This is a genomic window from Exiguobacterium sp. s63 (assembly GCF_018617335.1).
Taxonomy (GTDB): domain Bacteria; phylum Bacillota; class Bacilli; order Exiguobacteriales; family Exiguobacteriaceae; genus Exiguobacterium.
In genome coordinates, this window is the sequence record NZ_JACSKB010000001.1 from 699770 (window position 1) to 713322 (window position 13553).

The following is a 13553-nucleotide window of genomic DNA, read 5'->3' on the forward strand; positions in this document are numbered from 1 at the left end:
TGTAAATCCATTCCTTTCACCATTGGAGAATACAGAGGGTTTTCCTCTACGGCTAATCTTACCACCTTCTTGTAAGCGTGACAAATACTTTCTCAAATATTTGTAAACGTTTCGTCATTTGGCTTTCATTGGAATTATATTTCCCTACTTTTCATATTGTGTTGTTGAATTTACATTTTTTGTGATATATCATTGAAGGGATGATTTAGGTTTGTGCCGTTTGTCTTTAGCCGATCCTGAAAATCTAATACGAGGAGGATGGTGCAGCGTATGCGCTCCTACTATTCTGAGGAAAAATATCGCATCACAAAGCGAACCGTGGCGATTCTCCCTTGCTTTGACATCATGAAGCAGTCACGGATCATTCTCGAGGATGGCACCGAGATTTCAACCCCGCTCCGGCCGTACCAGTTGTTGCAACTTTCTTGCCGCCAGTACAACAGCTCGATCGAGGAAAGAATCTTCATCGCCAAACGCGTCGCCGGCGTAAAAGGGAAAGTCCCTGTCGTGATTGAACCGACAACCGGGCTCGTCTTCTTCCCGACGAAGTCTCCAAAACGAGACGATTGTGAATGGTATGCCTGGTCCCATATTCGAGACATACTGAACATTGAGGGTGAGCCAAACGGCCTCGTCCTCACAACCGATGGACATCAAATCCAAACGAACGCAACACCGTACGTCCTCCGGAACCAACTGAAAGCGACAGGCGAACTCGTCGCTCGGTTCCAACAATTGAACGCGAGCCCCGTGCTCGAGTCCTGACACGCCTTCCGTCGAAAAGACGGAAGGTTTTTTTCTATTGTTTCGCTTCATTTTTTTAAAAAGAGGTCGATATTATGGTCGAGGTGACAAACATGCAAATTCAAGCCCAATCGACCGCCGTCAGTTCGGTCTTACCAGGCATCCAGACGAATCGGACGTACAAGGCCGAGCTCGTTAAACAGACAGGACCCGACTCAGCGATCGTCAAGATCAACGGGGAAGAAGTCGAGGTCACATTTAAAGACGGGCTCCCGAAGACGAATCCGTTCCAAGTGACGCTCGCTGAACAGGACGGTGTCTTGATGGCGACCGTCGTTCCTCCAAAGGAAGAGACACTTGAATCCGCACCACCTGCGTCCACGTCGTCAAAGCTTGACGCGAAGATCCAGACACTCCTCGCTTCCCTTCCGCCCGAAGTACGAAGCGCGGTCAGCCGCCTGCTACAATCTGGACGCTTGCCGATGAATGAAGATACTGTGCGTCTACTCGAAACGGCATTCAAAGGGGACATGCGAGACGTCATCCTACATTTGAAGACGCTCGATACTGAGGCCGTTTCCAGGGAGATGGCTCGGGAGATTGCCATCCTTTCTTTGAATGAAGCGAGACAACAGATCACACCACCGGCGACGAACGCTCCTTACCCACAAAAAGAGCGGTACGTCGAGCTCGTCAATCTGTCACGTCCCGTGAGTGAACGCGTCACACCGACACCGGAGACGATCGACCGAGTCATCCGTGACCTTACACCGCCACCATCATCACCGCGTCCAATTGAATCTGAATCGCGCCAAGCGTTGCCACTCCCTCCAGTCAACGGGAAACAAGTAATGGTGAAGGAAGTGACGTCACATCTCGCGACCGTGACGAACACGTTCCGAAGCGAGCAAGCGACCGTGACGAAACAACTCGGACAAGTCGCCGCGTTGATTGAGACGAATCCGCATGCGGCACGTCCTGCCCTCGAGACCGTCTCAACCCGTCTAACGCAACTCGTCCAAAAGACGGACGCTTTGCTTCATACCGACGTGACGCAAGAAAAACAACTGGTCACCATGACGGCCAAACTTGACGTCGCGTTGTCGTTGCTCGCGACGAAACCACAAGAGAGCGCGACACTCGTCAAAGAGGTCCGGGCGGCACTGAATGACTTCCGCTATGCGCCGAACCAGGCACGTATCGAATATATTCCGCACGGGGCGACACGCGCCGGCGAGATGCCGACTGTCGCCCCACTCAAGCTCGATTCGACGTTATCCGGACGACACGTCCAGGAAGTGGCGCAACGTGTGCAGGTGCAGGCACAACTTGCCCAAGCGACGTCCAATACACCGACATCAGCTCTATCGGTACGTGGAGATACGACAAACCCCGAGGCACAACGTCTCGCTTCGTTCTTCCAAGTCCAACAGACACTCAACCGTCTCGACGGGGGGCAGCTCCATCAGCTCTTATTCGCCTTACCAGCAAAAGTACAGGAAATTGACACGGGGATCCATGTCCATATCCAAAACCGGGAATCCGGTGACGTCGTCGACTGGGAAAACAGTGTCCTCTACATTCGTTTAGATACCCCTCGCCTTGGAGAGATCGGGATCAAGCTCGAGGCGAAGGACAGAAACCTCCGACTCACACTCGAGCACGACGATTCGACGGTTGAACAACTCGCTCGTCCCCTTCTCGGGAAGATCGAACAGACGCTCGAGACGATTGGATATAAGAGTGTGACGACCCAGTTCAAACCACTCACGAAAACGGAGCGTGTTATCGATGAACCTACGGTAGCACCGACGACCGGTTATGACTTTAGAATTTAGGAGGTCCCGATGTATCAACGCATGGATTTGACGAAACGAAAGACGGCCGCGGTCGTCCGCTATGATGAAACGACAGACAAAGCGCCCGTCGTCGTCGCCCGCGGGACAGGCGCCGTCGCTGAAAAAATTCTACAAGAAGCACGTGCCCGGGGGGTCGCGGTCGAGAACGATCATTCCCTACTCGGCCATCTGCTCGATCTTGACTTAGGGGACGCCATCCCACCCCAACTTTATGACGTGATGGCAGAAGTGTTGTTGTTAATAGAGGAACTTGATTCAATCAAAGGAGAACAAAAATGAATTCAACGCAACTATATGAAATGAGACCGGAGGAATTGACACAGGCAATGCTTCACGCACTCGTCTATCACTACAAAAATGCACAAGACTCAACAATTGCCGAACGGAACCGGCACCTTCGCCAAGCCCGGGAGCTATTGGTCAAACTTCACCAAGGACTTCATGACGGTGGCGGGATTATTGCTGCTCAACTCGATGAGATTTATCTCTACATGGCAAACGCAAGCGTCGAAGCAATTATCGATCAGGATAAAGAAAAAATCGCCGAACTACATACGCTCGCGAGCGATCTCGATCAAACGTGGAGCGAAGCGATGGCGCGTGCCAAGACACAACCTGTCCCGAATGGAGGAAACCGCTATGAAAATTACCAATAACGTACAAGCCTTAAAAGCATATACATCTCTTTCTTTGAATCAGGCATCGATGAAAAAAACGATGGACCGCCTCTCGAGCGGAATTCGAATCAATAAAGCGTCTGATGATGCAGCCGGTCTCGCCATCTCTGAAAAGATGCGGATGCGCCTCGACTCCCTCTCAATGGCAGAACGCAACACGCTCGATAGCATTTCCCTTACACAGACGCTCGAAGGTGGAATGAATGAGACTCATTCCCTTCTCCAGCGCATGCGCGAATTGTCCGTCCAAGCAGCGAATGGGACGCTTAGTGAGGACGACGCCAAAGCCGTTCAGGAAGAAATTAACGCGTTGACTGCAGAAGTGACGCGGATTGCGGAGACGACCGAATTCAACTCGAAGAAGATCATGAACGGGGAATACAAAGAAGGAAAGAGCACGTTATTTTTCCAAATCGGTGCCGGTAACAACGAAGCCGTCATCTTAAATGTACAAGATATGCGAGCGCATGCGCTTGACATCACGACAGCGACAGCAGGTGGTGGAGAGCTTCCTCCCGTCGATCACGACAATGATCAGGTGACACCTACTGAAACGTATTATGCACTCAGCGTGTTGACACCGGCGGACGCAGGGGATGCCATTTCGAAATTTGATGCAGCCATCAACAAAGTGTCACTCGAACGTTCGAAACTCGGTGCCATCCAAAACCGACTCGAGGCGAACGTCAGCGTCGTCGCCATCGGTTCTGAAAACTTAACGGCATCTGAGTCACGAATCCGTGATGCCGATATGGCCCGTGAAATGATGGACTTCGCCCGTCTAAACATCTTGAATCAGTCCGGGATGGCAATGATTGCCCAATCAAACGCTTTACCACAAGGCGTGTTACAATTATTGAACTAACAACCTAAAGAAAGGACGGTTGCCCATATGGACATTCGTCGCATCATGGAGACGCAATCGCTCCTCGGCTCAAACAAGGCAAAGCGCCCCGAAGTCGAACCCGGCGTCTCCTTCCAAAACGTGATTGGTCAAAAGCGAGAAGACCGAGAGCATGAACGCTTCCAGCGTCAAATCGCCGCGATTCATGAACAAGGAGAACTCCTAGCCGAAAGTCAGACCGTCGAGGCGCTCGCCGAATACAAACAATTGATTAAAGACTTTATGAAAGAGGCCGTTGACGCGGCACTCCGTCTCGAGGACAAACGCGGATTCAATCGCCGCGGTCGCGCGAAGATTTATAAGGTAGTCGAACAAGTCGACCAAAAACTCCTCGCGCTGACGGATCAGGTCATCTCAGGAGAAGCATCTCGCCTCTCCCTACTCGACCAGGTCGGTGAGATTCGCGGACTGCTCGTCAACGTCTATGTGTGAGGTGTCGAGATGGCAGAGCATTTATTTTTGAAGAAAGTTAAATGTCCGTATTGTTTACAGGAAAGTAAGGCGAATCGCGTCTTATCACGTCATATCCGACCGCTCGAGGTAGAAAAAGATGGCTACACAACATATGATGGACCGAACCCGTATTTATACGAGCCGACCGTCTGTGAACATTGTCACCTCGTTTTCCACGACTCGTTCGACAAGGTGCGCAAACATAACCGGGAAGCGCTTGAGACGAACTACTTCAATCAAGTGAATCCGAATGTGTTGAAAGGTGACCGCTCATATGAGCACGTCATCCTTCTCTATAAGTTCGCCGTCATGACGGCCCAATTGAGCGGACAAAAACCATCTGTCGTCGCCATGCTCGGGATGCGGATTGTCTGGATGTACCGATTGATTGGGGATACAGCGTCTGAGAAGGAATGGATGCAGCGGACGCTCGATAAATACAATGAGGTGCAAGAAGCGTATACGGACCCGATTCGGACCGGATTACCTTACGACCAGCTCATGTTGCGCATTGCCGACTTGTCGGCCGCGCTCGACTACTACGAGGACGCACGTCGCTGGTATGGGATTCTCTTAAGCAGTAAGGAAGTATCGGAGCGGATCCGGAATCAGGCCCGCGATCATTGGGAAGAGTTTCGGTTAGAACATGCGTAATCAGAAGTGTGGGACCTCGTGTCTCACACTTTTTACATACAAAAAATCGCGTTCATCCACTCTCGGACAAACGCAATCGGGACAATTGATGGGTGAACCTTCAAACCGAAAAGAGACCACGCGACATGACTCACGTGAAAACCAAAACAAGGCACCCTCATGCCGACTACGCGGTGGCGTCTTGCGCGATAAGAATAGTATAACGCCTATTTTATAATATTACTATAGTTTTTGACCAAGATGAATGTGGGGTATAGTCAAAATGGATACATATGAAAAGGAGGATGTTATTTATGTTTGAAACGCATATCTCGACACCGTCCGTGCTACGTTCAAAAGTCAGAAACAACTCGCCGAACGCGCACTTGTCCAAGTGAGTGACGAGGATCTGCATAAGGCGCTCGCACCGGATACACTCTCCCTCGCCCTGATCATTCAGCACATGGCGAACAATATGAAGTCACGCTGGACCGATTTCTTGACGACGGATGGCGAGAAACCGGACCGTAATCGGGATGCCGAGTTCGAGGACCAGCAACTGTCCCGTGAGGAACTCATGAAAGTATGGGACGAGCGCTGGCAGCTGTTGGATGACGTCTTAGCCAATCTGGTACCGGATGACTTAGGGAAGAACGTGATGATTAGAGGGGAAGCGCACTCTGTGATTGATGCGATTGAGCGTCAAGTGTCTCATTATGGCTACCATGTCGGGCAGATCGTCTATCTGTCGAAGCTATTTGCCGGAAGTGACTGGGATGTGTTGTCGATTCCGTTGCCGCATCAACGGAAGTGAGGCGTCTCCTGTTGAGCGAATTCAATAAGGCGTCGCTCGAACGAACCGTCGAACGGGAATTGTCGATATTGAATCCGGTGTTCCACCTCACAAACGGTCTGCCAGACGAAGGAGATCAACGCATCCGGATAGCCGTAACGCACTTGATTGATCTAGAACTCTTCTTCGTCGACGAGTCGCCACTCATCTGGTTGTACTGCAACAAAGTCTAGATCCAAATCAACAAAATGAATCGCTTCGTCGATCATGGTCGGCGGAAGTCCGATATTGGAGTACCAACGCATCGTCCCATCATGCTTTAAATCGAGTTGAAGCGTGAATCCTTCATGTCGCATGAAGCACTCGAGGGAATACGAATCGTATGTATAGCAAGCACCTCGCGTATGGTGCTTAAGCGTTCGCCCAGGACCTGCATACAACAACACATAATCATCCGTTTCCTCAATGACTTGACTCGACCATTCATAATGGAGTTGTTGGTTGTATTTGAGTAGATAAACGTTCTTCATGGTAGACCTCCTAAAAGATTGGATAAGTTGATTCTCCTCTATCGCTCGAGTTTAAACTAGATAAATATGGCGTGCCGAGTTATATCGGCACGCCACCTTTTATTTCGATACGTCGATTGTGTATTCATAGCGTTCTTCTGCCACTTTATCGAACTGCTCATCAAACGGGCCGTCGATGACGACCTTCAAATCAGTCAACTCTTCTGGTTTTGCTTTGACGAAGAAGAGAACATTTCCTTCCTTCTTCACTTTTCCTAAAAATTCTCCACCAACGTCATCCGAGAACCATAAGTCAGAAGAGACTTGCTCCCCCGTGTTCGTCACGAGTGCCGCCTGATTCGGATGGAGACTCATCGTCTCGTCGACTGTGTTCTCGACTAACATATTCATCGCGACGACGGTCACCTCTTCTTGTCCATCGAATGAGTCGCTATAAGCTTCCGCGACCGTTAGACGTTACGTTTGTACCTTGTGGATGGCGAACTGAATCGGTCCCATCGTCTCCGTGATGGTGAGTGCTTTGTTTTTCATATAGATCTTGTTTGTGCCGAGCTCACTCTCTTGAACGTCTTCGTTCTCAATAATCGATTCCTCAGGCGCACTCGCTTCCACCTCTGCCACTTATTCCGTATCCGCGGCCGTCGTCTTCAGTTCATCTTCTTCCACGCATCTGATGAATAGTAAGCACCAGTAAGCCAAATCGTTTCATATTCATCTTCATCTCTCCCTTTTCATAATCCAAGCAATGTAGTTAAGACGAATATAACGAATTGGCAATCCATATCGTGAAAAGAAAAAGTTCCAGGCAAAATACAAGTCAAGGTCCATAATTGGACCTTGACTTGTATACTTATCCTCTTGATTTCAGCTCTTCTTCCTCGTATGGGTCGGGACGATCCTCAAACGGCGTATCTTCTTCGACATATGCCTCGAGTTTCGGGTCCCGCTCCACATATTCATCGTACGCTCCCTCTGGACCATAGACGAAATAACGGCGTTTCCGTGACGATACCGATTTGGACTCTTTCTCACGCATCTCGTTTCCCTCCTCTTTCCAGAAAAGAAGCAACGGCTACATTGATATTTACCCGATTATAGCGGAAAACAGACGTCATTTCACCCCTACTCTGCAGATGAAACTTTTCCCTCCCCCTACACGTATACAGATAAAACGATGCGATGAAAGGAAGATTCATATGCAATTATTGAAAAAAGGAATCATACGGAGTCTCATCTGGTCTCTACCATTCGCCATACTCGCCCTCTATCAAAGCTGGTCAGGAAATACAGACGCTGTACACGCTATGCTCGTTTATGCCGGGGTCGCCTTCTTTCTCGGGCTCACGAGTGTCATTTACGAAGTTCGACATTGGTCGTTCAAAAAGCAGATTTTCATTCACTGGAGCATCATGCACGTGACGATTCTGCCACTCCTTTGGTTCGGTGGAGCTACGCCAATCACATCACTTCACGATGCTGCACGTCTCTACTTGAACTTTACGGTAAGTGGTCTCATCTTGTTTACCTTTTCTTATTTCATCATCCGGATGCGACGCCAAGTCAACGCCTCTTAACACAAAAGCTCGAAGGCATGCGCCTTCGAGCTTTTGTTATGTCTGTTGGTCAAATAGACCGGAAAAGTTGGAATCGACGTCCTCATATGGATCGACGTAGGACTTGACCGTCTTCCGCTCCATCCGAGCCGTCCCGAGCGTCATCCCGAGGCGCTGATGTTCGGCTTCAATGAGACGAGAAATCTTTTGACTGTCGTCGACGAGTTGCCTGAGGACCGTCTGATCGGCTTTCTCCAGATCGGGACCGTGTGCTGCGAGCAACTGTTCCCGATCGTCCAAGAGCTCATGAATCTGTTCCATCCATGTATCATACGTCGGTTCTTCCGGAACTTGTGCGAGCAACTCTTTTAAGCGCTGTGTCTTTAAGATGATTTCATCAATCGGTCTCATGACTGCTTCGCGAGTTTCATCGCTTCCTTCCACGTGTCACGGAGTTCCGTTGTGAAGTCGAGCACTTCGTCGAGGATGGTTGTGTCGTTCTTGACGTTCGCATCAACGAGCCGACGCCACATGTAGTCATAGAGCGAGTCCAAGTTCGCCGAGATAGCGACGTCTTTGTTGAGTGTGAGACGAAGTTCTTGGAAGATGGCTTGCGTCTTTTGAATATTGGTGTTCTTTAAATCAGGATTCCCCTGGTCGATAGCGAGTTTGGCTAGGCGCGTGAACTTGAGCGCCCCATCATAAAGCATAAGCGTCAGTTCCTGTGGGTTTGCGGTTGTGACCGCATTATTTTGATAAGTTGCATATGGATTCGCCACCATTTAAATTCCTCCTCTTACATACCGCCAGCCATAAATTGTTGGAGATACCCAGCTTGTGAGTTCGCCTGATTCATCGCTTGTTCCATTGCTGCAAAGCGTCGGTAATAGGTATTTTCTTTGTCAACCAATAGTCGATTTAAAGCCTCGATTCTAGTATCGATTGCCACCAATTGTTTACCTAAGCTAAATGAGTTTGATAATCCTCCGTCAGCGCCGGCTTCTCTACTTATACCAGTTCTAACATCTCTTGTGATGTCGCGAACTTTCGTTAATAATCCGTCTGTTGCATCAGTAAATAATTTATAAACTGCATCAGGGTCAGATTCGATTGCTTCTTTCAACTTAGTTTCATCAATTTCAATTTTACCACCTGCTCTAAAGTCTTTGCCGGTTGATAACCCGATTTGATAAAGTTGATTAGGACCAGAAGTTGTAACATTCGTGGACGACCATGCATTTCTTAAACTATCTAACCCAGAACGAATTTTTGTATCGCTCCGCAAGAGACCGCTCATTGCTTTCTCTTCCCATTTCTTAATTTCCTCTTCACTAAGTTCTTCTTTTTGCTCTTTCGTTAGTGGTGGAAAATCGCGATACTGACGCTCAGAATACTTCGAGTTCATTAATTCAATCGTCTCGTTATATTTTTCAACAAAGGATTTAATGTTTTCGAACACAGCTTGAGTATCTGGTTTTGTATCGAGCGTCACCGGAGCACTGCTAGTATCAAACGTCTGATTTAAAGTAAGTGTTACATTATCAATCGTTACAGTGTTACTCTGGCGAGAAATTGCCATCCCATTTACAGTAAATTCTGCATTCGAACCGTTTACTCCGTTCGTTAAATAAAAGGCATCTGTAATGGCTGTGTCACTGAATTCAATTGTTGCATCAGTCCCTGTTAGTCTCGATGTGATAGACAACTTTCCTGTGGCATCATCGAAAAATGCAGAAACACCGCTACCTTTAGCATTCAACTTTGTTAATAAATCACCGACTGTGGACGTATCGGTTAAATCTAATGAAACCATAGCGTTACTTTCACTCGATTTAAAGGATAGTGTAGATGGAATCACTCCATTTAAATCTACTAACTTAGTATCTCTTGTTACTTTTAGATTGTTTTGATCTACCACTTCTGTTACACCGTTCGGCATTGCACTATAAGTTGACGCATTCTTTGCCAACGCATCAACCGATGTAATTTGAATAGACGTGTTTCCAGCAGAAGGTGTCGCGGTTACAGTCACCTTTGATTCATCAGAAGAAGTCGCAATTCTTGCATAAAAATTCTTGCTTAATGTCAAGTCGACCGCACTATTTCTTAGTGCAAGTAATGAGCGATTTACTTCTCGAAATGCATCAACTTTCCAAGTTGTTAGTTGTTTTTTTTGCTCAAGCCGGTCAACCGGAATTCTTTCCGCTGTCATCAATTGCTTTATAATCGAATCTGTATCAATCCCACTGGCTAAACCACCTAATCGAATCGGTGTTGTCATCGAATCACTCCTTTATACTCGTTCATCGAAGAGATGATTAAATTCCATAAACGCTGCAAAAAAGTCTAAAGATTTTTTACTTGGGATTTCACGAATTACATCATTATTGGAATCTACGATTTGAATGTAATAATCATTCAACTTTTCGTGCTTCATAAATTTTAATCCTGTCCGCTGTTGTTCTAACAACTGGTTTGCCTTCTCGACAGCCGCCTCTAACTTTGTTACGTGCTGAGGCGTCGGAAGAATGACGATGCCCTCGTCAGCAAGCTTTACTTGATTCGCTTCGACGAACACGTTTTTTGTTTGTTCATACGGCAAGACGGAAGAAGGTAGGTGCAACCGGACTTCTGAAATGGTCGGGTTCATGCGCTTCTACTCCTCCTATATAGTTGTTCTTTGTTCTCATGAACATTATCGGTATAAATGAAGTAAATTTATAGCTATTTGATGAATTGATTTATATATATGCTTTTTTCTCAAGATCGATGATTCAGAGTTATTGTAGGTTATTTGTCTTCACCTCTTTACGCTACAAGTACAAAAATTACGTTTCAGGCACTTATAAACTATTTGTCATTCTTAGACTTTGTAAATATAAAAACTTGAGATAGAAAATAATCGTAGGTTTCGTTGCGTCAACTGCTTAAGAAATTATGAAACACAAAAACCGTGAGGAATTTTCCCCACGGTTTTTTACAGTATAACTCAATAAATCTTTAGTTATTAGATTAACGGAGCAATTGAAGAACAGCTTGTGGCTGTTGGTTTGCTTGCGCCAACATTGCTTGTGATGCTTGGTTCAAGATGTTGTTCTTTGTGAAGTTCATCATCTCTTTAGCCATATCAACGTCACGGATACGTGACTCAGCAGCTTGAAGGTTTTCAGAACCAACATTCAAGTTTTTGATTGTGTGCTCTAAACGGTTTTGTTTCGCACCAAGTTGTGCACGCTCGTCAGAAACTAATTTTGTAGCAGCATCAATTGTAGCGATTGCTGCAGTTGAAGTTGCTGAATCTGCTCCTAAGTCAATTGCATTTACGCCTAATGCAGTAGCTTGCATATCAGCGAAAGTAACAGTAATTGTTTGAGTTGTGTTCGCACCGATTTGGAAGTCAAATGCTCCACCAGTACCACCAGTAGCGTCTAAGAGGTTCTGTGTGTTGAACTGTGTAGTAGTTGCGATACGATCGATTTCTTCAATCAAATCTGCAACTTCCAATTGGATTTGAGCACGGTCATCAGCAGTGTTTGTATCGTTTGAAGATTGAACAGCAAGTTCACGCATACGTTGAAGGATATCATGAGTTTCGTTCAATGCACCCTCAGCAGTTTGAATCATAGAGATTCCATCTTGTGAGTTACGTGCAGCTTGATCGAGACCACGTACTTGACCACGCATTTTTTCAGAGATTGCAAGACCAGCAGCGTCATCGCCAGCACGGTTGATACGGAGACCTGAAGATAGTTTCTCCATTGCCTTCCCTGCGTTAGTAGTGTTCATTGCCATGTTACGGTGTGCGTTCATTGCGTTAAGGTTGTGGTTGATAATCATTGTAATTTCCCTCCATAGGTTTGAGTTTTTCCGCTCTTCCAAATCCGTTTGTCCGAGCATGTAAGGTTTAGGCCGGCCCCTCACCTTACATTTGTTGGAACGTTTTATCGTTTCCATACTCTATATCGGAGTGGAAGCTCGGCAGTTTAGTCTTTTTACAACTTTTTTTATAATTTCTTCAAATTTTATATTGAAGTCATAAAAAACGCCCCATCACTGGGACGTTTTCAGCCTTTTATGCTTCCACCTTCATCTGTTCCGTCTCATTCTGCAAACTTTCCGCGACACGAACGAGCTCTGACATCGCCCCGTTCACTTCACCAAGACTTGCCGCTTGCTGGCTCGCCGCTGACGTCACTTCATTCGCATAACGCGATGCTTCTTCGACCATGCCAACGATGCCTGCCGAGTTCGTCACGACCGAATCGATTTGACCGCGTGACTCATCCAAGAGTGAATCGACCGAATGAACATGGCTGTATACTTCATTTGCCGAGTTGTGGATCGATGCGAAAGCACCACCTGCTTTTTCAACTAAGCCGACACCTGTCTCTACTTCCGCTTTGACGTTCGCCATTGAAGACGATGTATCGCCAACGAGACGTTTCACGTCTACGATGAGATCTGTGATTTCTTGAGTTGAGTTCGCAGTTTGTTCCGCGAGCTTTTTCACTTCTGCCGCTACGACGGCAAACCCACGACCATGCTCACCAGCACGTGCCGCTTCGATTGATGCGTTCAAGGCAAGCAAGTTCGTCTGTGCCGAGATGTCACTGATGACATCCGTGATACGCGAGATTTCGCCTGTCATTTCTGTCAACTGGCTGTTAAGTGTTGATGATTGCTCCACTTTCCCAGCAATCGCATGCATCGCATTGACGGAAGACGAGGCAAGACCTTTCCCACTCTCCGCTTCCTGTTGCATCTCACTCGCTGAATCAAGCGCCGATGACATCTCTTGGCGGATGCTCTCCATCGTACGCGCGACCGCTCCAAGCAAGTCCATCGAACTATATGTCGCACTGACGTTGTCTTCTAACATCTTATTGAGGGAATCCATTGCTACACGAATGTTTTCGCCTGCAACATTCCCTTCTTGGACCGCTGCTGCGATTTCTTGTGCCGAACCTGTCAATTGATCCGCCGTGTAACGCATGTTCGTGCCTTGCTCCCGAAGGTGTTCAACCATGTTGTCCATCGATAAGAGCAAACGTCCCATCTCTGAACGATCCGTCGTCTTCTCGTCGGCGAAGTGCACCGTCAAGTCACCGTTCCCGACTTCGACTGCTTTTTCAGAAGCCATCTCGACCGCTTTCAGTGGACGACGGGCAATCAAGTAAATGACGATTCCGCCGAGTGATGAGACAAGTAATGCCACGACCGTACCGACGAGCATGACTTGACCTTGTTCCATCTCGAGTTCCGTCAAGAGTAATAGGGTGATGTAGCCGACTGCTCCGCCCGTGATAAAGGACGTGACCAAAATCCACGCGAGCAATTGCGTCGTAAAGTTTTTAAATACTTTCACTGTTTGTTCCTCCTCATTGTGTTCATCACTCCTTATATCGTC

At 47.4% G+C, this 13553-nt stretch carries 19 protein-coding genes and 1 pseudogene; 9 read left to right on the plus strand and 11 right to left on the minus strand.

Going from position 1 to position 13553, the window contains the following annotated elements:
- The first annotated feature begins 270 nt into the window (after positions 1 to 270).
- The 8 genes and pseudogenes from KNO90_RS03545 to KNO90_RS03580 all read left to right on the plus strand — a co-directional run.
- Positions 271 to 765: a competence protein ComK gene (locus KNO90_RS03545; protein ID WP_031422844.1), complete on the plus strand. Its 495-nt coding sequence runs from the start codon at positions 271 to 273 to the stop codon at positions 763 to 765.
- A 74-nt stretch (positions 766 to 839) separates the two neighbouring features.
- On the plus strand, positions 840 to 2582 hold the full coding sequence (locus tag KNO90_RS03550) for a hypothetical protein (protein WP_215113003.1): 1743 nt from the start codon (positions 840 to 842) through the stop codon (positions 2580 to 2582).
- A gap of 9 nt (positions 2583 to 2591) precedes the next feature.
- Complete coding sequence (locus KNO90_RS03555; protein ID WP_214741666.1) at positions 2592 to 2882, plus strand: EscU/YscU/HrcU family type III secretion system export apparatus switch protein; 291 nt, start codon at positions 2592 to 2594, stop codon at positions 2880 to 2882.
- On the plus strand, positions 2879 to 3259 hold the full coding sequence (locus KNO90_RS03560) for a flagellar export chaperone FliS (RefSeq protein ID WP_214741668.1): 381 nt from the start codon (positions 2879 to 2881) through the stop codon (positions 3257 to 3259). Before KNO90_RS03555 ends, KNO90_RS03560 begins: the two co-directional genes overlap by 4 nt.
- Entirely contained in the window at positions 3243 to 4145 is a 903-nt protein-coding gene (locus KNO90_RS03565; protein ID WP_214741671.1) for a flagellin N-terminal helical domain-containing protein, read from the plus strand. The genes KNO90_RS03560 and KNO90_RS03565 overlap by 17 nt, the downstream gene beginning before the upstream one ends.
- A gap of 27 nt (positions 4146 to 4172) precedes the next feature.
- Complete coding sequence (locus KNO90_RS03570; protein ID WP_215113004.1) at positions 4173 to 4616, plus strand: YaaR family protein; 444 nt, start codon at positions 4173 to 4175, stop codon at positions 4614 to 4616.
- A 9-nt stretch (positions 4617 to 4625) separates the two neighbouring features.
- On the plus strand, positions 4626 to 5291 hold the full coding sequence (locus KNO90_RS03575) for a DUF2225 domain-containing protein (RefSeq protein ID WP_215113005.1): 666 nt from the start codon (positions 4626 to 4628) through the stop codon (positions 5289 to 5291).
- A 364-nt stretch (positions 5292 to 5655) separates the two neighbouring features.
- A pseudogene (locus KNO90_RS03580) lies at positions 5656 to 6084 on the plus strand (DUF1572 family protein); the annotation flags it as partial.
- Here the strand turns inward: KNO90_RS03580 and KNO90_RS03585 are convergent.
- The 5 genes from KNO90_RS03585 to KNO90_RS03600 all read right to left on the minus strand — a co-directional run bounded on the left by KNO90_RS03585 (position 6072) and on the right by KNO90_RS03600 (position 7629).
- A complete protein-coding gene (locus KNO90_RS03585) occupies positions 6072 to 6227 on the minus strand; it encodes a hypothetical protein (RefSeq protein WP_215113006.1) in 156 nt (51 codons plus the stop codon). The pseudogene KNO90_RS03580 and the gene KNO90_RS03585 sit on opposite strands and share 13 nt — an antisense overlap.
- A 9-nt stretch (positions 6228 to 6236) precedes the next feature.
- Positions 6237 to 6593: a DUF402 domain-containing protein gene (locus KNO90_RS03590; RefSeq protein ID WP_215113007.1), complete on the minus strand. Its 357-nt coding sequence runs from the start codon at positions 6591 to 6593 to the stop codon at positions 6237 to 6239.
- A 99-nt stretch (positions 6594 to 6692) separates the two neighbouring features.
- Positions 6693 to 6983, minus strand: a complete 291-nt coding sequence (locus KNO90_RS14695) for a hypothetical protein (RefSeq protein WP_251127315.1) — start codon at positions 6981 to 6983, stop codon at positions 6693 to 6695.
- Between the two features lie 66 nt (positions 6984 to 7049).
- Entirely contained in the window at positions 7050 to 7214 is a 165-nt protein-coding gene (locus KNO90_RS14700; protein WP_251127316.1) for a hypothetical protein, read from the minus strand.
- Between the two features lie 229 nt (positions 7215 to 7443).
- Positions 7444 to 7629 carry a hypothetical protein gene (locus KNO90_RS03600; protein ID WP_214741682.1) on the minus strand — a complete coding sequence of 62 codons (186 nt, stop codon included), beginning with the start codon at positions 7627 to 7629 and terminating at the stop codon, positions 7444 to 7446.
- A 160-nt stretch (positions 7630 to 7789) separates the two neighbouring features.
- On the opposite strand from KNO90_RS03600, the gene KNO90_RS03605 reads away from it, so the two are divergent.
- Positions 7790 to 8167 carry a DUF3021 family protein gene (locus KNO90_RS03605; RefSeq protein WP_215113008.1) on the plus strand — a complete coding sequence of 126 codons (378 nt, stop codon included), beginning with the start codon at positions 7790 to 7792 and terminating at the stop codon, positions 8165 to 8167.
- A gap of 36 nt (positions 8168 to 8203) precedes the next feature.
- Here the strand turns inward: KNO90_RS03605 and KNO90_RS03610 are convergent, their stop codons facing one another.
- The 6 genes from KNO90_RS03610 to KNO90_RS03635 all read right to left on the minus strand — a co-directional run bounded on the left by KNO90_RS03610 (position 8204) and on the right by KNO90_RS03635 (position 13511).
- On the minus strand, positions 8204 to 8557 hold the full coding sequence (locus KNO90_RS03610; RefSeq protein WP_159562652.1) for a flagellar protein FliT: 354 nt from the start codon (positions 8555 to 8557) through the stop codon (positions 8204 to 8206).
- Complete coding sequence (gene fliS / locus KNO90_RS03615) at positions 8554 to 8928, minus strand: flagellar export chaperone FliS (protein WP_215113009.1); 375 nt, start codon at positions 8926 to 8928, stop codon at positions 8554 to 8556. The genes KNO90_RS03610 and fliS overlap by 4 nt, the downstream gene beginning before the upstream one ends.
- Before the next feature lie 14 nt (positions 8929 to 8942).
- Positions 8943 to 10427 carry a flagellar filament capping protein FliD gene (gene fliD, locus KNO90_RS03620; RefSeq protein ID WP_215113010.1) on the minus strand — a complete coding sequence of 495 codons (1485 nt, stop codon included), beginning with the start codon at positions 10425 to 10427 and terminating at the stop codon, positions 8943 to 8945.
- Positions 10428 to 10439: 12 nt separating this feature from the next.
- Entirely contained in the window at positions 10440 to 10796 is a 357-nt protein-coding gene (locus tag KNO90_RS03625) for a flagellar protein FlaG (protein WP_215113011.1), read from the minus strand.
- 362 nt (positions 10797 to 11158) lie between these two features.
- Positions 11159 to 11983, minus strand: a complete 825-nt coding sequence (locus KNO90_RS03630) for a flagellin N-terminal helical domain-containing protein (RefSeq protein WP_215113012.1) — start codon at positions 11981 to 11983, stop codon at positions 11159 to 11161.
- Positions 11984 to 12218: 235 nt separating this feature from the next.
- Positions 12219 to 13511 (minus strand): methyl-accepting chemotaxis protein, encoded by a 1293-nt coding sequence (locus KNO90_RS03635; RefSeq protein WP_214741702.1) that lies wholly within the window; start codon positions 13509 to 13511, stop codon positions 12219 to 12221.
- Positions 13512 to 13553: the final 42 nt, after the last annotated feature.

What these genes read in the sequence shown, in the direction of transcription:
- KNO90_RS03610 (WP_159562652.1), bottom strand. Translation starts at nt 8,557, where the DNA reads ATGAGACCGATTGATGAAATCATCTTAAAGACACAGCGCTTAAAAGAG.
- KNO90_RS03565 (WP_214741671.1), top strand. Translation starts at nt 3,243, where the DNA reads ATGAAAATTACCAATAACGTACAAGCCTTAAAAGCATATACATCTCTT.
- KNO90_RS03555 (WP_214741666.1), top strand. Translation starts at nt 2,592, where the DNA reads ATGTATCAACGCATGGATTTGACGAAACGAAAGACGGCCGCGGTCGTC.
- KNO90_RS03625 (WP_215113011.1), bottom strand. Translation starts at nt 10,796, where the DNA reads ATGAACCCGACCATTTCAGAAGTCCGGTTGCACCTACCTTCTTCCGTC.
- KNO90_RS03575 (WP_215113005.1), top strand. Translation starts at nt 4,626, where the DNA reads ATGGCAGAGCATTTATTTTTGAAGAAAGTTAAATGTCCGTATTGTTTA.
- KNO90_RS03630 (WP_215113012.1), bottom strand. Translation starts at nt 11,983, where the DNA reads ATGATTATCAACCACAACCTTAACGCAATGAACGCACACCGTAACATG.
- KNO90_RS03545 (WP_031422844.1), top strand. Translation starts at nt 271, where the DNA reads ATGCGCTCCTACTATTCTGAGGAAAAATATCGCATCACAAAGCGAACC.
- KNO90_RS03550 (WP_215113003.1), top strand. Translation starts at nt 840, where the DNA reads ATGGTCGAGGTGACAAACATGCAAATTCAAGCCCAATCGACCGCCGTC.
- KNO90_RS03600 (WP_214741682.1), bottom strand. Translation starts at nt 7,629, where the DNA reads ATGCGTGAGAAAGAGTCCAAATCGGTATCGTCACGGAAACGCCGTTAT.
- KNO90_RS03605 (WP_215113008.1), top strand. Translation starts at nt 7,790, where the DNA reads ATGCAATTATTGAAAAAAGGAATCATACGGAGTCTCATCTGGTCTCTA.
- fliS (WP_215113009.1), bottom strand. Translation starts at nt 8,928, where the DNA reads ATGGTGGCGAATCCATATGCAACTTATCAAAATAATGCGGTCACAACC.
- KNO90_RS03590 (WP_215113007.1), bottom strand. Translation starts at nt 6,593, where the DNA reads ATGAAGAACGTTTATCTACTCAAATACAACCAACAACTCCATTATGAA.
- KNO90_RS03570 (WP_215113004.1), top strand. Translation starts at nt 4,173, where the DNA reads ATGGACATTCGTCGCATCATGGAGACGCAATCGCTCCTCGGCTCAAAC.
- KNO90_RS03560 (WP_214741668.1), top strand. Translation starts at nt 2,879, where the DNA reads ATGAATTCAACGCAACTATATGAAATGAGACCGGAGGAATTGACACAG.
- KNO90_RS14695 (WP_251127315.1), bottom strand. Translation starts at nt 6,983, where the DNA reads ATGAATATGTTAGTCGAGAACACAGTCGACGAGACGATGAGTCTCCAT.
- fliD (WP_215113010.1), bottom strand. Translation starts at nt 10,427, where the DNA reads ATGACAACACCGATTCGATTAGGTGGTTTAGCCAGTGGGATTGATACA.